At 42.2% G+C, this 17,702-nt stretch carries 20 protein-coding genes, 5 pseudogenes and 1 riboswitch; of the genes and pseudogenes, 13 read left to right on the top strand and 12 right to left on the bottom strand.

What is annotated here, in order from left to right:
- Positions 1-57 precede the first annotated feature (57 nt).
- Positions 58-1,299, top strand: coding sequence for an ISL3 family transposase (locus tag ACLJJ6_RS10905; protein ID WP_412990503.1), 1,242 nt, complete (start codon positions 58-60; stop codon positions 1,297-1,299).
- Positions 1,300-1,703: 404 nt separating this feature from the next.
- On the opposite strand, the gene rpmF is transcribed toward ACLJJ6_RS10905, so the two are convergent.
- The 3 genes from rpmF to rpmG are packed head-to-tail and all read right to left on the bottom strand — an operon-like array spanning position 1,704 to position 2,165.
- Positions 1,704-1,868, bottom strand: coding sequence for a 50S ribosomal protein L32 (gene rpmF / locus ACLJJ6_RS10900; protein WP_412990502.1), 165 nt, complete (start codon positions 1,866-1,868; stop codon positions 1,704-1,706).
- A 2-nt stretch (positions 1,869-1,870) separates the two neighbouring features.
- Positions 1,871-1,999 carry a hypothetical protein gene (locus ACLJJ6_RS10895; RefSeq protein ID WP_412990501.1) on the bottom strand — a complete coding sequence of 43 codons (129 nt, stop codon included), beginning with the start codon at positions 1,997-1,999 and terminating at the stop codon, positions 1,871-1,873.
- Positions 2,000-2,012: 13 nt separating this feature from the next.
- A complete protein-coding gene (gene rpmG, locus ACLJJ6_RS10890) occupies positions 2,013-2,165 on the bottom strand; it encodes a 50S ribosomal protein L33 (protein ID WP_054761001.1) in 153 nt (50 codons plus the stop codon).
- Positions 2,166-2,341: 176 nt separating this feature from the next.
- Here rpmG and ACLJJ6_RS10885 point away from each other — a divergent pair, with 176 nt between their 5' ends.
- The 10 genes and pseudogenes from ACLJJ6_RS10885 (at position 2,342) to ACLJJ6_RS10840 (ending at position 10,095) form a co-directional block, all read left to right on the top strand.
- Entirely contained in the window at positions 2,342-3,751 is a 1,410-nt protein-coding gene (locus tag ACLJJ6_RS10885; RefSeq protein ID WP_412990500.1) for a DHA2 family efflux MFS transporter permease subunit, read from the top strand.
- Between the two features lie 123 nt (positions 3,752-3,874).
- Entirely contained in the window at positions 3,875-4,192 is a 318-nt protein-coding gene (locus ACLJJ6_RS10880; protein ID WP_412990499.1) for a MarR family winged helix-turn-helix transcriptional regulator, read from the top strand.
- Positions 4,193-4,302: 110 nt separating this feature from the next.
- Positions 4,303-4,533 (top strand): annotated as a pseudogene (locus tag ACLJJ6_RS10875) (SDR family oxidoreductase); the annotation flags it as partial.
- A 69-nt stretch (positions 4,534-4,602) separates the two neighbouring features.
- Positions 4,603-5,355: pseudogene (locus ACLJJ6_RS10870) on the top strand (IS5 family transposase).
- A 164-nt stretch (positions 5,356-5,519) separates the two neighbouring features.
- A complete protein-coding gene (locus tag ACLJJ6_RS10865; RefSeq protein ID WP_056969881.1) occupies positions 5,520-6,104 on the top strand; it encodes a recombinase family protein in 585 nt (194 codons plus the stop codon).
- 180 nt (positions 6,105-6,284) lie between these two features.
- Positions 6,285-7,094, top strand: a complete 810-nt coding sequence (locus ACLJJ6_RS10860) for a ParA family protein (RefSeq protein WP_054751014.1) — start codon at positions 6,285-6,287, stop codon at positions 7,092-7,094.
- A gap of 3 nt (positions 7,095-7,097) precedes the next feature.
- Positions 7,098-7,340 (top strand): hypothetical protein, encoded by a 243-nt coding sequence (locus tag ACLJJ6_RS10855; RefSeq protein WP_003590746.1) that lies wholly within the window; start codon positions 7,098-7,100, stop codon positions 7,338-7,340.
- Positions 7,341-7,964: 624 nt separating this feature from the next.
- On the top strand, positions 7,965-9,074 hold the full coding sequence (locus ACLJJ6_RS10850) for a replication initiator protein A (RefSeq protein WP_412990497.1): 1,110 nt from the start codon (positions 7,965-7,967) through the stop codon (positions 9,072-9,074).
- A 150-nt stretch (positions 9,075-9,224) separates the two neighbouring features.
- Positions 9,225-9,422, top strand: a complete 198-nt coding sequence (locus tag ACLJJ6_RS10845) for a hypothetical protein (RefSeq protein WP_412990496.1) — start codon at positions 9,225-9,227, stop codon at positions 9,420-9,422.
- A 1-nt stretch (position 9,423) separates the two neighbouring features.
- Positions 9,424-10,095: pseudogene (locus tag ACLJJ6_RS10840) on the top strand (AAA family ATPase).
- Here ACLJJ6_RS10840 and ACLJJ6_RS10835 read toward each other — a convergent pair.
- From ACLJJ6_RS10835 to ACLJJ6_RS10825, 3 genes and pseudogenes are all read right to left on the bottom strand, one after another.
- Positions 10,085-10,363: pseudogene (locus ACLJJ6_RS10835) on the bottom strand (hypothetical protein). The pseudogenes ACLJJ6_RS10840 and ACLJJ6_RS10835 overlap by 11 nt on opposite strands.
- Before the next feature lie 22 nt (positions 10,364-10,385).
- Positions 10,386-10,613 carry a hypothetical protein gene (locus ACLJJ6_RS10830; RefSeq protein ID WP_412990504.1) on the bottom strand — a complete coding sequence of 76 codons (228 nt, stop codon included), beginning with the start codon at positions 10,611-10,613 and terminating at the stop codon, positions 10,386-10,388.
- A 228-nt stretch (positions 10,614-10,841) separates the two neighbouring features.
- A complete protein-coding gene (locus ACLJJ6_RS10825; RefSeq protein WP_412990495.1) occupies positions 10,842-11,429 on the bottom strand; it encodes a site-specific integrase in 588 nt (195 codons plus the stop codon).
- A gap of 76 nt (positions 11,430-11,505) precedes the next feature.
- Between ACLJJ6_RS10825 and ACLJJ6_RS10820 the strand changes: the two genes are divergently transcribed.
- On the top strand, positions 11,506-11,784 hold the full coding sequence (locus ACLJJ6_RS10820) for a type II toxin-antitoxin system Phd/YefM family antitoxin (protein WP_003586674.1): 279 nt from the start codon (positions 11,506-11,508) through the stop codon (positions 11,782-11,784).
- The gene (locus ACLJJ6_RS10815) at positions 11,784-12,140 is read left to right on the top strand and encodes a type II toxin-antitoxin system YafQ family toxin (protein WP_063696877.1); all 357 of its coding nucleotides are present in this window, start codon (positions 11,784-11,786) and stop codon (positions 12,138-12,140) included. Before ACLJJ6_RS10820 ends, ACLJJ6_RS10815 begins: the two co-directional genes overlap by 1 nt.
- A 207-nt stretch (positions 12,141-12,347) precedes the next feature.
- On the opposite strand, the gene ACLJJ6_RS10810 is transcribed toward ACLJJ6_RS10815, so the two are convergent.
- From ACLJJ6_RS10810 to ACLJJ6_RS10785, 6 genes and pseudogenes are all read right to left on the bottom strand, one after another.
- Positions 12,348-12,698 carry a fluoride efflux transporter FluC gene (locus ACLJJ6_RS10810; protein WP_412990493.1) on the bottom strand — a complete coding sequence of 117 codons (351 nt, stop codon included), beginning with the start codon at positions 12,696-12,698 and terminating at the stop codon, positions 12,348-12,350.
- 7 nt (positions 12,699-12,705) lie between these two features.
- Positions 12,706-13,080, bottom strand: coding sequence for a fluoride efflux transporter CrcB (gene crcB / locus ACLJJ6_RS10805; protein WP_139571219.1), 375 nt, complete (start codon positions 13,078-13,080; stop codon positions 12,706-12,708).
- A 136-nt stretch (positions 13,081-13,216) separates the two neighbouring features.
- Positions 13,217-15,490, bottom strand: coding sequence for an HAD-IC family P-type ATPase (locus ACLJJ6_RS10800; protein ID WP_260210008.1), 2,274 nt, complete (start codon positions 15,488-15,490; stop codon positions 13,217-13,219).
- 53 nt (positions 15,491-15,543) lie between these two features.
- Positions 15,544-15,795: pseudogene (locus tag ACLJJ6_RS10795) on the bottom strand (phosphopyruvate hydratase); the annotation flags it as partial.
- A 60-nt stretch (positions 15,796-15,855) separates the two neighbouring features.
- Positions 15,856-15,918: riboswitch (Fluoride riboswitch) on the bottom strand.
- 376 nt (positions 15,919-16,294) lie between these two features.
- Complete coding sequence (locus ACLJJ6_RS10790) at positions 16,295-16,774, bottom strand: hypothetical protein (protein ID WP_056969885.1); 480 nt, start codon at positions 16,772-16,774, stop codon at positions 16,295-16,297.
- The gene (locus ACLJJ6_RS10785; protein WP_027821372.1) at positions 16,767-17,702 is read right to left on the bottom strand and encodes a replication initiation protein; all 936 of its coding nucleotides are present in this window, start codon (positions 17,700-17,702) and stop codon (positions 16,767-16,769) included. Before ACLJJ6_RS10785 ends, ACLJJ6_RS10790 begins: the two co-directional genes overlap by 8 nt.

Raw genomic sequence — 17,702 nt, 5'->3', positions numbered from 1 at the left:
TGTCCTTACATGTTACGATTAAATCACCACAAATCAATCGAAAGTGAGGAAAACATAGTGTCCCTAGATAATGATTCTATCCTAAAACTGGTCAAATTAACAGATACTAATCTACATGTTGTTGATATTTATTCTGAAAGAAAGCGGGGTGTCGTTACTCAAATCATTGAAGCGACCCTTTCTTATCCGCTGTCGCACTGTCCGCATTGTCACAGTCAGAACTTGATTCTGAATGGCAAACGAACGGTCAATGCTAAACTGACTTCGATCAATGGCAGCCCTATCCAACTGCGAGTTCATAAGCAGCGCTATCTGTGTCATGCCTGCGGCAGGACCTGTGGAGCACAGTCCAATAATCTGACGTTCAATTACACCCTGACCCCTGGGGTCGCCCAACAGACCATCAAGCTGGCCAAGCAGTCATTGGCCGGGACAACGATCGCCGCGTTAACCGGCATCTCAAATACCAGCGTGGCACGCATTATCAACGCGGAAGTACACCAGCCTTATCGCTTAAAAGAGTTGCCGGAGAACATGTGCTTTGATGAGTTTCGATCTACTGGTCATTACATGTCATTCATCTGTTGCGACGACGATTCCCATCGGCTAGTAGTGACCTTGCCAGGCCGACTGTCCAAAGACATCATCGACTATTTTGAGAGTCGTTATTCCTTGACTGAGCGAAAACGCGTTAAGAGCGTCGTCGTCGACCTGAATGCCCAATATTGCCAGTTCATCCATCGTTTATTCCCCAACGCTGAGTCAGTCATCGATCGGTTTCATATCATTCAGTTGGTCGGACGTGCATTAGACGCAGAACGACTGCGTGTTCTGTACACCATTGAGGACCATAAATCGCGCCTTTATAAGGCCTTGAAGTCCCAGTGGAAACTGCTCCATAAGGATCAGAATGACCTGAACACTAGTCAGCCCGTCTTCCTACGGGGCATCAATGAATATATGACCCAACAGAACGCAGTGGACTTAGCACTCTCCGCGGATCCACGTCTCGCCAGTGCCTACCAGAGCTATCAAGACCTGATGGCCGATATTCGCGGTCACCGCGTCCAAAATCTTGGAACGCTCCTCAATAACTACCAGCCAAAACATTCAGCCATGGACACGGCCATGACCTCCCTTAAGAAAAACTACCAAGCCGTGATCAACAGTTGTCGTTTTTCCTATTCAAATGGTCCCATTGAAGGTATTAATCGTAAAATCAAGACACTAAAACGAAATGGATACGGCTTCCGGAATCTGACCAACTTCTTTAACCGGATCGCCCTGATTCGAGAGTAAACAAAAACGCATCTGACATAAAGTCAAATACGTTTCAAAACTCTCTACCAATACCAGTTGACAAAGAGCCAGAAAAGTTCGCCGATGAATGAATTCAGCAGCAGCGCTGGATTAGATATGTAGATAACTACGTTTGAGATCTGTTGGCTCCCAGTGTCGTCAATCAACCCAACTCGGAAGCACAGAAAACCGATCAGCATGATCAAGAACATAATCATCGTCTGACCGAAAATGACACTTACGATTGCCACAGCAGTTCCTTCTTTCAAATGTCGATATCTTTCATTATAAAACGACTATTGACTAAATTTGAATAGGCAATTAGTAGAAATCCGTTGTGCACAGTCTGAAAAACCACCAGATTCTAGGCCTTTTGGGCTTCGAATCAGGTGGTTCGAGTGAAATTACAATACTTTGCGACCATTATAGTGCCCTTCGGCTGACACGTGGTGGCTCAGGGTGTACTCTTGGGCTTTCGGGTCCCAATGAATAGCGGGCGCGGTCAATTTCTGGTTTGCACGTCGCGACCGTTTTTTAGTCTTTGACGTCCGTCTTGCTGGTACGGCCATGATCAAAACCTCCTACTTGGTGTTTGCTTGTTGACGCTTAATATCTTTAATGGTCTTCTTTGCGCGGTCCCGCGTTTTGGCGTTCTGCTCTTTAAATGACGGTAAGCGCTGGCTAAATCAGTTTTTTCCATAATAACGGCCTCCTTAACGGCTGATTTCGCGGAAAACGACTGGTCGGCGCAACTTTGGTGAATACTTGCGCAGTTCCAGTCTTTCCGGGGTGTTGCGAACGTTCTTACTGGTTAAGTAAAGACGTTCGTGGGTTTCTGCTGCTTCTAAAATGACGTGCTTTCTCATGGGTTTCACTCCTACCGAATCACCAGACTGAATGCAAGGATTGTTATCGCTCGGATAATAAGATTCTGAAAGCGGGTCCGTCAAACCAAAATAATGAAAACAAGTCTTTGACATCTTTCAACAATCGCGTTACGCTATAATTCGTTAGATTGCTAACGAAAACAGGAGTGTGAATTATGCAAGAAACAAAAACAACTCAAAAAATTGACCCAAAAGTCATTGCCGCGGTGATTGCTACCGGGCTGATGTCGTTTTGCGGGGTCATTGTGGAAACGTCGATGAACGTCACTTTTCCCACGTTAATGAAACAATTCAACGTCACTACCAGCACCGTACAGTGGATGACGACTGGCTATCTGTTGACCGTGGCCATCATCGTGCCGCTGTCAGCTACGTTCAAGCGGCGGTTCAAAACGAAATCGCTGTTTATAACGGCTAATCTGCTGTTTATGGCTGGCGTTCTGATCGATGCAACGGCCCCGGCCTTTACATTGTTATTATTCGGGCGCATCGTTCAGGGGTTTGGGACCGGGATTGCTCTGCCACTGATGTTTAACATTATTTTGGAACAGGTACCCATTAGTAAACGGGGGCTCATGATGGGGGTCGGGACCCTCATTACCGCAGTTGCACCAGCGATTGGGCCAACCTTTGGCGGCATCGTTGCCAACTATCTTGGCTGGCGCTTTGTCTTCATCATTCTGTGGCCGTTATTAATCATCTCACTGGTTATCGGCATCATGACGATTGAACAAAAGAGTCAGATTCGTAAAGTACGGTTGGACGTTCTCAGTGTATTGCTGATCATGGTCACGTTTATTGGCTTGATCGTGGGCTTCAGTAACATCGGCAGTGCCAGCTTTCTAAGTCTGGACATTGGTGGCGCACTGCTCATCGGTGTCATTGGACTGGTCGGTTTGGTGTACCGGTCAATGCACATTGCCCAACCCGTTATCGATCTGCGCGTTATGACAACCGGCAGATTCAGCGGCCACGTCTTATCATTCTTCCTATTACAGTTGATATCGTTAGGGATGTCGTTCCTGTTGCCAAACTACATTCAGCTGGTCAACGGCTCAACCTCCACGATTGCCGGGCTGGTCGTTTTACCAGGCGCTGCCTTGGGGGCTGCCCTGGCACCGATCAGTGGCCGGATTCTCGATAACTTCGGTGCCCGAAAACCAATTTTATTTGGTTGCGGATTGGTATTGATTTCCCTGATCGTTTTCACTAGTTTGGCGCAAAATATGAGCAATATCGTCATTATCAGTGTATATTTGTGCTATATGTTTGGTATCGGATTAGGCTTTGGCAATATCATGACAAGCGGGTTAGCGGAATTGAGCAGTCAGCAGCAAAGCGATGGGAACGCGGTTTTAAACACCCTGCAGCAGTTTGCCGGCGCCACTGGGACGTCGATTGTTTCCGCCATTGTGGCGGCCAGTCAATCCGGCCACGGCACACAGGCACATTTAACCGCTGTTGGGACGCAGCACGCACTGCTGGTCCTAACGATCGTTATGGTCGTGTCACTCGTGTCGTTGATCCGCTCAGTCCGCAAGACAACAGGCCAAACAGAAAATTAGAGGAAACTAGGTAAAAACATGGCATCTAATTTTGGTGTATTAATTAAGCGCGCAGCCAATGACCAGGACAAGGCAATGGACGCCTACGCCAGGCAATACGGCCTGACGGGGGTCCAAATGTCGATGATTGATTTTCTGGGACGCCGGTCAAACGACGTTGTTCTCCAGCGCGATATTGAGGCAGAATTTAACATTCAACGTTCCACGGCAACGGTCCTGCTGCAACGTATGGAGCGTAAGGGTTTCGTGGTGCGTCAATCGGCAGCCAGCGACGCCCGGCAGAAGCAGGTGATCTTAACGCAAAAGGCTGTGGGGTTGAAACAGCATGTGGAAAGTTACATTGATAATCAACAAGCCAAAGTCGAAGCGGCTTTTTCACCAGCTGAAATGGCCATTGTTAATCGTGCGTTGAAGTTTTGGATCGAAGAGAATAGGAAGTAACGCCTGTCATGTGGAGCGTTAGAACAGGTTGCAAGTAGTTACGCCATTTATCGCTTCGTGACGCAGATTGACCTTGCGGGGTTGCTCTGAAGTAATCGAAGCCACCGGCCGCCAAATTACTCGCACAGAACGGTGCCAAAGTCGTTTTAGGTGCTCGGCGTGAGGAACGGCTGCAGAGCCTCGTTAAGGAAATTACGGATGCCGGCGGGTTTGCCAGCTATTCCGTGACTGACGTTACCAAGCCAGATGATTTGAAGAAACTGGTTGCTAAGGCACAGGCTGATTTTGGCGGTTTAGACGTGATCTTCAACAATGCCGGAATCATGCCATCATCACCCATCAGAAACTGTTTGAGGTCTTTGAAAGACGCTTGAATTTCCGGTAAAATATGTAAAAAAAAGGACTTCATTATGACTGATTATCCAAGCAATATCACTCGTGACCAATTTGAATTGATTCGCGTTGACCTTGAGACGTTTCGCAAGCGTACATGTCCTCGAAGGGTGGACCTATTTGATGTCTTCAATGCAGTGCTTTACGAGCTTCGTACGGGCGCTCAATGGCGTCAGTTGCCGCATGATTTTCCGAAATGGCAAACCGTTTACACTTACTTTGCCATGTGGTCAAAACCATTAGCTAATTCGGAATATTCCCTGATTGACCTGCTTTTAAAAAAATTGTCGCTCGAGAGCGATTACGAATGGGACGATCGGTACGAACGTCGTTCGTAATTCTTGATGCGCAAAGCGTCAAAAATACGGCAACACCCCAAAATAAAGGGTATGATGGCGGCAAGAAAATCAGTGGGATTAAACGCCACCTTGCCGTTGATATTAATGGTCTCCGAACGGGACGGTGCGATCGCTTTACTCGCGTTAAATGAAGAGCAGTTTGATCTTGTTCAGCGAGTGATGGCCGATGGTGGCTATACAGGCGACAACTTCGCCCAGTCGGTCCATGCAATCATTGGTGCAGATGTCATTATCGCCAAACAAAGTGATCTGAAGAACGGTCAAGTAACGCCACAGCGCTGGGTCGTGGAACGTAGTTTCAGTTGGTTAACCAACTGGCGACGGCTTTGGTTCAATTGCGAACGCAAGTTAAATACCAGTAAAGTCATGGTTGCTATGGCCTTTATAGGGATCCTGCTTGCTCGTCAATAGAGACCTCAAACAGCTTCTTATAGATTTTTGAAATTTACAACCAATACTAAAAGGAATAAAAAATAAAAAAGGCCACTAGGGTATACCCTATTGGTCTTTTTTATTTCTGTGCTATACTAGGAATTACAAGTGTTCATTAGAACTGTCCAAAAGGAGAATTGGAAATGGCTAAAATCGGTTATGCGCGTGTGAGTTCCAAGGAGCAACATTTAGATCGACAGTTAGCGGCTTTAAAAGACGTTGATAAATTATTTACGGATAAATTAAGTGGGGCTAACACTAATCGACCAGAACTGCAAAAAATGCTGGCCTATATTCGTGAGGGTGATATTATCCTGGTCACTGAATTAGATCGCTTAGGCAGAAACAATCAGGATTTAACTAAGATCATGAACTCCATTCAAAATAAGGGTGCCACCCTAGATGTGTTGAATTTGCCGTCCATGACAGGGATCGCTGATCCTAACTTACGCCAATTGATGACCAACCTCATTATTGAACTGTATAAGTACCAGGCTGAAAGTGAGCGTAAGCGGATCATTGAGCGCCAGCAGCAAGGGATTGCCTTAGCTAAGCAGCAGGGTAAATATCATGGGCGCAAACCCCAATACACCCAAGACGATCCCCGCTTGCAACATGCTTTTAAGCTTTACGAGGCAGGCATGAGTGATGTCGATGTTGCCCGTAGTACAGGAATTAAACGGACAACCTTTATAAGGTATCGAAAGAAATTTAATGTTAACAGATAATAGGTATGACTAATTGTTGAAACCTATTTATACCACCAAATAAATACCTTTATGCGTTTTATGTATTCCATTAGTACTACTTTTATCTTGATTTTGTGTTCTTAAAGTCGTATTATGTAGGAGAACAAGGTATTCGTTAAGTGTTACCTTTATCTTTATATGTGAGGAGGAAAGTGTGTTATGCAAGTAATCAGTTTTATGGCTATCAAAGGTGGCGTTGGTAAAACCACAATGGCATTTCAGTTCGCCAAATTTTTACAAACACAAGATCAAAAAGTTTTGATGATCGATTTGGACGCACAGAAGAGTTTGACGGGCACTTTTGAAAATGAACATTTTAATTTCAGTGCAAAGCCAACCATTGCAGATGTCCTAGAAAAACCAAGCTCCGGGTTAATTGAGACACAAGTTCAGGATAATATCGCGATAATTCCATCAACTAGCAACCTGGAAGAAGTAGCAGATCGTTTAGCCTCAAAACCAAATAGAGAATTGCTATTATTTATGTGGTTTGTTAAAAATGCGCAAGAACTGAATCAAAAATATGACTACATAATTATCGACTTGCCACCAGCTTGGAACCTGTTAAGCAAAAATGGTGTAGCTGTAGCCGATAAAATCATTTCTCCAATGGAACCAAGTCGATTTGGGTATGAAAGTCATACAAAAGTATTGCAAAGTGTGGGAACTTTACAAGATGAAGTTGTTGATCCAGTTAGTGGTAAATCATATATTACTGCCAACGTATTCTTTTTAGGCAATCGAATCAAACACAATACTAATTCTTCTCACGAATTTTTATCAGCACTCAAACATATAGACAATGTCATTGGGGTTATCCCAGAAAAGGAATTAGTTAACGCTAGTATGCTTGCAAAGGAGGGCATACTAGAATATGCAACCCAGAATGACAAGTTGCATGAACAAGAGCCATTTCTCAAACTATTAAGTGACGTGTTTTCAGAAATCCAAAAACAGGGGAATGATTAACTTATGGCAAACAAATTTGAAAAGTTTTCAAGTACCAACAACGATTACCAAGTGGCTAGAGACATTCAGCAAAAAGATGCACTTAACGAAAAATTGAATTGGGAACGAAAAGTAAAGACAAGCTTCTCAATTCAACAAAAGAATATTGATCGTTTAGATGAAATGGTTAATCAGTTGAACGCAAAATCAAGATCAACCTTATTAGATACCATAATAGAAAATGCTTATAGAGACTTTCAAGAATAATTGAGCGGGGAAAATGATGAAATCACAAATAGTTGATAGCAACAATTGATACGAAGACCTTGTATCTGATCAACGGGCTCAACGGACCGATGGGGGCTGATAAAGTATACAAGACAGAATAAAGTTGCCGGTAGGTAAGCACTATGCTAGACTATGACTAATTTAACAACCGAATAAAGAGATCAAGCTAAACAGAAAAATCCCCGATTCACGAGGAATCGGGGATTTTAGGTTTAGCAAGTAGCTAATAGCGAGCTACTTAGATTCAGTCGACTTTGACTTGCCGGAAAAAATCGACTGAACATTGTTCTTAATTTGTAGGTTAATTATACCGCAAACCAGTCCGTAAGGACAAGTGAGGGATAATTAAAAACAAATTAAATCCAATGGACTAAGTAGCTAACCGAAGCTATTTAGTCCATTTTTGTTGTTAGAAATTAAAAAAGTTGCCGACTGGGCAACTCACAAACAGACACATGCTGGTAAATTACAAAGCCGATCACGACCAATGTTCGCTTTGTAATTCAGTTAGAGCATATCAGATTTGTATTGTAATGCAAGTCGAATGTTTTAGCAACTCTCTTTTGAGACAGCGTGCGTCAGTCAAGAAAGGGAGTTTTTATTATGACAAAATCAACAAATTTTAATTACTATGAAGCAGATAACGTATATGGAGCCTTATTTTTCCAGTTCCCTAAGATATTAATGTATGGCGAGCAATATAAACATTTAAGCAGTGATGCTAAATTGGCTTATATGGTACTGAAAGACCGGCTAGAGTATTCTTTGCGTAATCATTGGGTTGATGAAGATAATCATGTTTACTTTATTTTTACCGTTCAAGAACTACAAGACTTATTTAACTGCGCTACTGAAAAAGCCGTTAAAATAAAAAAAGAATTACAAACAGCCAATCTATTAAAACAAATTCAAATGGGATTTAATCCTAAAACGAAAAAGAATGAACCGAATCGTTTATACCTTTCCAAGCTCGATGTGAAAGCTACTGATGTCTATTTAAGGGGTGAATATGGACAAGAAACGCCGAAATCCCTTGCTACGAGCGGAATTTCGAAAATCGAAAGTCCGCATGACTTCGTTGAATCCCTTGCTACGAGCGGAATTTCGAAAATCGAAAGTCCGCATGACTTCGTTGACAATAGCTCTCAATCCCTTGCTACGAGCGGAATTTCGAAAATCGAAAGCAATCTATATAAAGACTCTAAAAACATAGATACTAATAGATACAATATAGATACTCAAAAGTTGGACTTTTCCACAGCCCATTTCTCACCAGCAGAGATTCAAAAACAAAACCAGGATCTCATAAATCATGCTAATGACTTCTTAACTGATGAAGACAGTGGCTTACCGGTTTTCTTAGAACCAGAAGCTGTGCAACTACTTAGTTTTTGGTGCCGTACCCCACAACAAATGCGGCGCTTCATTGGCATTATCTTAAATGCTAAATACCGAGTTGAAAAGGATCATCAAGATATTGGCGTCATAATCCCGCTTGACGACGAAGAACTAAAACCTTTGATGACTAAAGCCTTAAGACGCTACTTTAACGCCCTAAGAAGCAATGAGAAGCATATCAAGAACGTGGAGAACTACTTATACGGCACTATGCAAAACCTATTTGGGATTTGGTGGAATAAACAAGCGGCTAGAGAATATGCGGCTAAACACCCCGAAGAACAGAACACTGACAATGAGCGTTATTGGAATTGAACGCCGTATAAGCTCATTTAAGCCGTTTTAAGTGTTGCAGTGCATAATTATATTAAAACTGCTTTAAAATCGCTTAGAAGCAAAAATAGGCGCCTTAAGTGGTTGAATAGGTGATGACTGAACTAAGTGAAAGTGAAGGGAGCCTTTTAAATGATCAAACCAAGCAAAGAAGTCGAAAAAATAGAGCAATTGCTGGCTGCCCCCTGGGCCGTTGATATTCAAGGCATTTGGGAACAAGCAGCCCATAACCCAGATCCTGATAAACGCAAGCTGTTTGACGCGTTACACACTTACCTCTTAGATAAACGCCAAGAGCAAATTATCAATGACAAGCATTTCGTGATTTAACATGAGTGAGCCAAAGAGATACATCATCGTGGCTGGGATAAGAGGCGCTGGTAAAAGCACTTTATATCGCGCGAGACCCGAATTATTTACTCACTCCAAACGATTAAATACCGATGAAATCCTCCCAAAAAATGGGTGGCGATTGGCATAAAAATCGTGATAACTTTAGGGCAATGCGCGAAGAAATAAAACAACTCCACGCGGCTTTAAATACTGGGCAGAGTATTCATGTTGAAACAACCTTATCTGGGCAAGGAAAGGCACAATTAAATTTAATCGAGCGGGCTCACCAAAATGAGTTTGAGGTCACGCTTTTATACGTGGCGTTAAAAAACAAAAAAGTAGCAATTAATCGGGTTCATGAACGGGTCAAAAAGGTGGGCACGGTGTACCAGATGAAGTTGTTGAAAAACGTTATTTACCAGCAGTCGCATTCAAAACTGATAATGTCGTGATCTATGATAATAGCCAAAAATTTGTGTCAGTTTACAGACGAGATCATGACCAGGTGATCAAAAATAATTTGCGTAACTTTCTTTGGATAAATCCAAAAATTACCTTTGAATCCGCCATTTAAAAGCAACTAAATGACTTTGTTAAAAATAATCCAGATTTAAAAATTAGAAATCCCATGAATGATTCAGAAAATAAAAACGATCGGCCTAGTTACTAGGCTGATCGTTTTTGAGCTTATTCGGCTTATGGGAATTAACGTAATCGGTAAATGTTTTTAAAAGCTATTCGGTTTGTTCGACTGATAAGTTATCAGCCTGAAAGTATTTTTCGAGTAAGGCTCCTTTTTGAATTAGTCGGCGAGAACGGGCTTTACGGGCTTGGCGGTTTTCATAGTATTTAGATTGCCGTAATTTAAAATCTTCTTGTTCAATTTTTTGCTTTAAACGTGCTTGCTGCTCGACTAGTTTTTCATATTGATTAGACATGGAATTTCCCCATCTCGTATGGCTAATGATCTACGGGCTCTACCTTTAAAAATTCAGAAAATTGCTTAGCTAAAAGCTTAATCTGATCGTTAGACAAATTAGCATAATCTAAATTGGCTTGACTGATGATTTGTTTACCTAGCCGTTGTTCAATCTTATTTTTTTCGTCCTTAATTTTTTGATTAAGGGCTTTTAATTTAGCTTCTTGTTTTTCTAAGTTACTTTTATACACAACGATCCCTCCAATCATATTAGAAATAATCACCTAAACTATATCATATAGGAAACGTTAAGTCGAAGTATAAAAGTTGAAATAGCGAAGCGGAAGGCATACACTAAAAGTAAATTCAGGAGAATAAGCAGACCGAGTGAAACGAGGTCAATGCGCACTTACACTCCACTAAAAATTAGTGGAGGTTTTGTGCTTAAAATATGTCTCAGAAGTTGCCTTCGGCAACAACTAAAAATCCAAAGAAAACTAACCAAAATTAATTTGATCTAACATAGTTTCGGTACTGGCTTGGTCTAAGCCTAAATAAGCTAAAGTCATGGCTTCACTTGAATGATTTAATAAGTGCATGACTAAGCCAATATTGTAATTGGATTGCGTATAAACGCGATAAGCCCCAGTTTTGCGCATCGTATGAGTACCTAGATAATTAATGCTTAAAAGATCGCCGACTTTGCTCATGATTTTATAGAACTGTTTTTCCGTAATATGCCGTTCTGGGTGTTGAATGGACGGAAAGAGCCATTCAGAATCCAGCTTATGATCAAGCAGCCATTGACGGTACAATAAGAGCTCTGCTTGAACAGGTTTAAGGTACAAGGTATTCGGTTTACCAGTTTTTCGGTCATGAATAAACGCATTTTGTTTAATAGAACCGTCCGGATTAAAAATATCGGTTTGTTTTAAGCGCATGACATCACTGACTCGCAACAGTGTCGCTTTGCCAACTTGAAAAACTGTATAGTTACGCCGGCCAGCTTTAAAGTTGTTGAGTAAGGTATCTTGCACCTCTTTGAGAACGTTTGAATCTTTGATGGGTAAGACAACTTGTTGCATAGTTTTAGCTCCTTAAAAAATTGATTTTTAGTACAAATTAAAGTACAATATTAAGTACAATGAAAGGGTGGTAAATATGACATTAGCACTAACACAGAGCGATTTTCGCGCTAACCTAAAAAAATATTTAGATCAAGTTAATGACGAAGACGAAACCGTTTATATTGCTCGTTCAAATAGTCGCGCAGTAGCCATCGTTTCACAAGAAAAAATGGACTGGCTAGAAAGAGCATTAAAAGCTAAAGAAGGTTCGTTAGAATATGCAATTGCACGTGATCAGTTAATTAAACGCCATGTTTTACCTGACGATGAAATTGTTGAATCAGATGATGATTATTGGGGTCAGTTTAAATAATGAAAAAACTAAGATTTAAACCACGTGCAACCTTTAATGCTGATCTAAAACGGTTAGCCAGTTTAGACAAATCTATTATTGATGAAGTTCGAGCAGCCATTGACCTGTTGCTTGAGCAACAACAATTACCACCAGAATTTGAGGATCATGAACTTAATCGGCGAATGAGCGGGTATAATGAATTTCACTTACGAGATACCCCGAAAAACAAAATACCAAGCGAAACTAACGATGTTCTGGTGGTTTATACGATTGATAAAGATGAACTAGTCTTAATTGGCATTCGAGTCGGATCGCATGATCGTTTATTTCCTGGTCAAAATCGTGCTAAAAGGTATCGAAAAAATAACGAATAAAAGAAGCTATTTCTGGTATATAAAAATAAATAACCCCTAATATCTACATTATAGATATTAGGGGTTATTCTTTCAACGTTTTCGAGGGGGCATTTGTTAATTATAGACCCTAAAATTGCTTGTGGGATTGTAACTTGGCGGTTCTCTATTCAGTTACTAAAGTAGGTAATACTTCTTTTGCAGTATATCAAGGCCCAAAACAAAACATCAAATGAAGAAGCCACCGAAAAATAACAGGATACCACCTAGAAGGCTGAAAGATAAATAAACTAAGGCAACATGTATATTCTTAGCTAAAGAAAATTCTATAATTTCATTAATCATGGTAGAAAAGGTAGTAAATCCGCCACAAAATCCAGTTCCTAAAAACAAATACCAAGCAGAATCGTGAAGTAAGTATCTAACAATAATTCCTAAACAAAAGGCCCCTACAAGATTAATAGTTAAGGTTGCCAAGGGAAAGTTAGGAATAATTCGAGCACCAATGAATTTAGTTATATCATATCTACTAACAGAACCAAGCGCGGCTCCTATACCCACAAAAAGTAGCGTTCCCATTTCAGAATTAAACCTTCTTTCTTAAATTGTCTCCCAGAACAACACCTAAATAGGACATAACAAGTCCTAAAATAATGCTACTTAACAAGTAGGAAAACGCATCTAAATAATGACCTTGTTGAATTAAATTGAAAATATCATAGGTAAATGTTGAGAAAGTTGTAAAGGCACCGATAAGTCCCGTTCCAATGGCTAAAGTGATAGTAGCAGGGATTCTCTCTTGTAACGCTAAAAAATGATTCACTAATCCCAGACCAAAACAACCAATTAAATTAATGATAAGTGTACCTAGTACTGTACTGTGATTGATAAAGTAACCGATAACCATATATCTCAATAGGCCTCCCACAAATCCGAATAAAGCGATTCTTATTTCATCCATTTACCTTAAAATCCTCTTTTCTTAATTTATTTCTAAACAAAAAGTAGCCGGAAAGATTCTTCCCAGTTACTTTTGTGTTTATTAAATCTCAAATTAAATGATAATCAGTTGAGATTAACACTATCGGGGAAATAAGCTAGATATGTGCAGCCAATCGAATAGATGTCAGCACAATGCCCGTTAATAAAGTGATCACGATTGCTAATCCAATCAAGGATGGGCTGAGTGCGGCGATCCCCCAGCCGTTAAGTGCCAGAACCAGTGTCAATGCACAGTTGCCGCTGATTGCTATTGCCACGGCACGACTGGGTCTGCCAGCCCAAAACGGCTTTTGAGTGCGGGTCATCAGGATCGTCAGCATTGCGCTAAAAATCAGATAGACGTAAAGGCCGGTGCTGACTTGTCCAGTCGTTAGACCAAGCCGTTGCAACCAAGTCAGCCAACCGTAGCCGACCGCTGACCAGCCTATGGCCAAGATGCCAGCAATCTTGCTAAGTTTGGGCAGGTTCCAGCTTTCTGGCTGGTGGGTGATCGTCGTGCGGTCAGTGCCGAGCACAAGGGTCACACAATCATTCAGGATCGCGACCAGGATCATCGCGTTTAAGGTTAGTGGAATGAAGTGGAGAATCAGATAACCTAATGTCAGCAGGAGTGTCAGCTCCGCGGTGCGTGAAAGCTTGGTGATCGTCCAGGTCATCATGCGTTGATAGACGCGGTGGCCGGCATCTAGGATCTCGATGATCGGCGTCAGGCCGTCTGTTAGCAAAACCATGCGCGCTGAGCGCTTGGCGAGATCAACGGCACTGTCCACGGCTATACCAACGTCGGCTTGTTTCAAGGCGGGTGCGTCGTTGACCCCGTCGCCGGTCATACCAACAACATAGCCTTCACCTTGTAGACACTTGGCCATCGCCAATTTGTCTTCTGGGGTCACGTCGGCGATGCCTGCGAGGTCTGCAATTTTGGTCCCGACATTAACCTCGGTGTACGAGCGCACCTCACCGTTTAGCCCAACTGCTTGGGCAATCGCGGCGGCAGTTTTTTGGTTATCGCCAGTCAGCATGATTACTTTGACGCCGCGTGCCTGCAGAGCCTTGATGGCAGTTGCGGAATCTGCCCGAGGTTGGTCCTGGAGTACGAACAAGCCTATTAGTTGTGAATCAACGACCACGGCTGCCGTACGTCCTTCGGCGTAGTCGACCGCCGATAGGTCTGGGTGGTTGGTGGCCACCGCCGCCAACTTTTTCAATGCGCCGACTTTCACGTTGACAGTGGCGCTGTCGGTGACCACAGTGGCTTGGGAGTAACCAATACCGGAGGTGAACGGCGTGAATTTATGCTGAGGCCAGGCCTTAATGTTCTGTGCTTGAGCATAGTTGAATAACGCCGCGTCAATCACGCTGGCATTGCGCGTATCTGCTGCACTGATCGCCAGCTGGATCACGTCGGCGTCTGGGAGCGTCGACCAGTTGTAGAACGCGACCACAGAGGGCTTATTGGCGGTGATTGTACCGGTTTTATCCACGAGTAGCACATTCATATTGGCGGCTTCTTGAATACCGGTGAGATCGGAAACCAAGACGTGCTTGGTGCTCAAAACCTTGGCTTCGACCGAGTTAGCAACGGCAAAACTAGATGGCATAGCAATCGGAATCGTTGCGATGAACAGCATTGCCAGAAACGGCAGCATGGCGACCAAGTCTTCGTGGCGGACAATGGCCACGATGATCAATAGCACGGCCAACACCGCATCGAGTGCAGCTAGATAGCCGATGATTTTGCCCAAGAGCTTCTGCAAATGCCCCGGCGCCGAGCTTTGGTTGATCAGGCTGATCGTTTTTCCGCTGCGGCTATTAGCACCGGTGGCGGTGACGATCGCTAAGGCATTGCCGGAGAGGACTTCGGTGCCGGCATAGGCTGTATCACCAGGGGTGCGGTTGACGGCCTTGGCTTCGCCTGTGATACTGCTTTCGTTGACTTCCAGTATGTCCGTCAACAGGCGCACATCGGCAGGGATAATGTCCCCTTGGCGTAGGCTGATGAGGTCATCAACGACTAAGTGCTTGGCTGACACCTGTTTCCACTTGCCATCGCGGCTGACCGCGGCGGTCGGCGATAAGTCATGTGATAGACTGCGTAAGACTGTGTTGGCGCGGTGAGATTGAATCGCGCCATTGACCGCAGCAAAGAGCAACATTAGCACGATGAACCCGGATTGGATGCCCTTGCCTAACACGATTTCAATGATCAGCGCCGCTTCGAGTATCCACGCGCTAGGCTCCCACAGGCGGGTGATAATGGCCGTGGCAAAGTTGAAGGGGGTTTCGGCCACTTCGTTGAAGCCATCGCGGGCCAGTCGCCGGTCAGCTTCGGCCTGGGTGAGGCCGTCTAGAGTATTTTTTTCAGTCATAGTAGACACCTGTTTTCTGCAAAATAATAAGTGGCCGCGCAAATATCAGTGCCCGGGTCAGCGCCGTGTAAAGCCTTGTTGATCTCGGTATTGACGTTGGCCACGGCCTTTGAGACGCCTTTGCCTTGAAGCCGGGCGCCGCCGTCGCGCAACTCGACGGCTTCTTTTTCGCCGGTCGATGCAACAGATGGTACCTCCGCGTGGCCGAGCGTACCATCTGATAGGATAACATCGGCCTCAACTGTTGGATTGCCACGAGAGTCAAAGATTTCACGAGCTAGAGCTTTTTCAATGTAAATTTTCATACCAATACTTCCTTTCTTAAGAACGAAAAAATGACGTCTGTTTATTCACACTTTTTTAGTGAATAAACAGACGTCATCAATCCTTACGAATATTTAAAGGCGAACGTCATCGCCGTGAACTTATATATAAAATATACACTTAAAGAACAAGAAAACAAATGATTCAGGTAAAAAAGGACGATACACTGTTATTCAACTCACCATCTAAAAACTTAGTCGGTGGCTCTTAGACCAAGTTTGCGAACATGAAAATACGAATACTGCTTTAATTTATTCGCTTAAGCAAATAAATTAAAATGTTTGGTTTTCGCCGCCAATAAAGTTATTCCAATCACTTCACCAGTATACTGGCTTTCCTGACACTGTGAATAATTGATTGGTAATCATGAATTAAAAACATTTAACGAGATCCGCTACTAGTTATTTAGCCGTTTGATCCAGTGCCGGGGATATTCTGAGAGTACCATGCATTGATTACTTGGTAACAAGAATAAAATTATTACCAAAAATGCCACCAAGCATTTTTGGTGTTTGAGGTATTATTGTTGTTTACTGAACTGGAGGGAGTAAGGTTATCTTTTTTAAGAGTAGTTGACTTAAATGCTTCAATTTTTTTCTCAGCCATTAGTTGCAATTGTTGTGATTGATCTAATAATTTGTGCATTGATTTTAATTGTGCATCTTTTTCTTTAATTTGACTATCTTTGATTGCTAATTGTTGGTTGAGTAATTCTATTGTATTTTGATGCCTATTACCGGTTTTACTAGTAAATGTTACTCCTTCTGGTTTCTGGTAGTTTCCACCAATGAAATGTTGTTTTAATAGTAAATAGCCTGAATTGATAACAACTAGAGTTTGTACCCCGTTCCTAGTCACGGTTTGCACATAGTTTGCTCTGAAGTTTGTATCTAGTTTTTTTCTAATGGCTTGTTTTGATACACCAAATTCATCAGCAAGCTCTCTAATGGTTTTAGGCATGATTTCCAAACCCCTTTCGGAGTTCAGCAAGTGCTTCTTGTCTTGCTTGATCTCTTATTTTTTGATCATGTTCAGCTTGTTTTTCAGCCAGTACCTGTTTTTCAGTTGTTCCTAAAGGCAAGCATTTAACTTTGTCAATTGCACGCCACTTTTCTTTATCTGATAATTCATCATTGTGCTGAATGTTAAAGAGTTTTTGACGCTCATCTTGAAATTTGCCTTGAGAAAAATCATTTGCGTCCTTTCTTTCAGGTTTCCAAGTAAAAGAATAACCGATAACTGGTTTTCCTCTGCCTTTACCATATTTTTTTCTAATCGTTAGCCCTCTAAAAAGCGGGGTTAATTCTTCTCTAATTGGCTTAATAACCTTTTTGTCAACATTTGAAGGACTATTCCAATAACTTTTAGGTATATCAAGCAATTCAAAAAAATCTTCTTTAGAGAAATAAGAATAGCCAGTAGTTCGAAATTGCTTAATTAGACGAAACATTGTTTTAGCGTAACTGCTTTTTAAATTTCTAAATTCTGTTAGGGCATAACGAACCCAACTTTCTAAATCGTTTAGCAAGTGCAATGCTTTGGGATAAATCTGAATATCAACATAAGGTTCTTCAGCTTCACCTTTAATTTCAAATTCAGTAAACATAACAAAAAATTCACGATTTAAGCCACTCTTACTTCTACGGCCAAACCTAAGGCTGAGGATCTTTTGGTATGTATTTTCAATATCATCAATAAAACGTTTATTTGCGGTTGGTTTATAGTTACTAAGCTCTTTTAACTGGTCAAAAGAGAAACGAACAGTTTTATTCCCTTGATCCCGCATGCGGGAAACAATTGAAAAAAATAAATTCATCTCAATTGGGGTAAATTTTCTCAAGGGAATAGTATTCAACTCAGGATCATACTTAACTAACTCATTAGACAT

The organism is Pediococcus siamensis (assembly GCF_047220215.1).
GTDB classification, from domain to species: Bacteria; Bacillota; Bacilli; order Lactobacillales; family Lactobacillaceae; genus Pediococcus; species Pediococcus siamensis.
The sequence above is the reverse complement of the archived record's forward strand: the minus strand, read 5'-3'. Positions and strand labels throughout refer to the sequence as shown.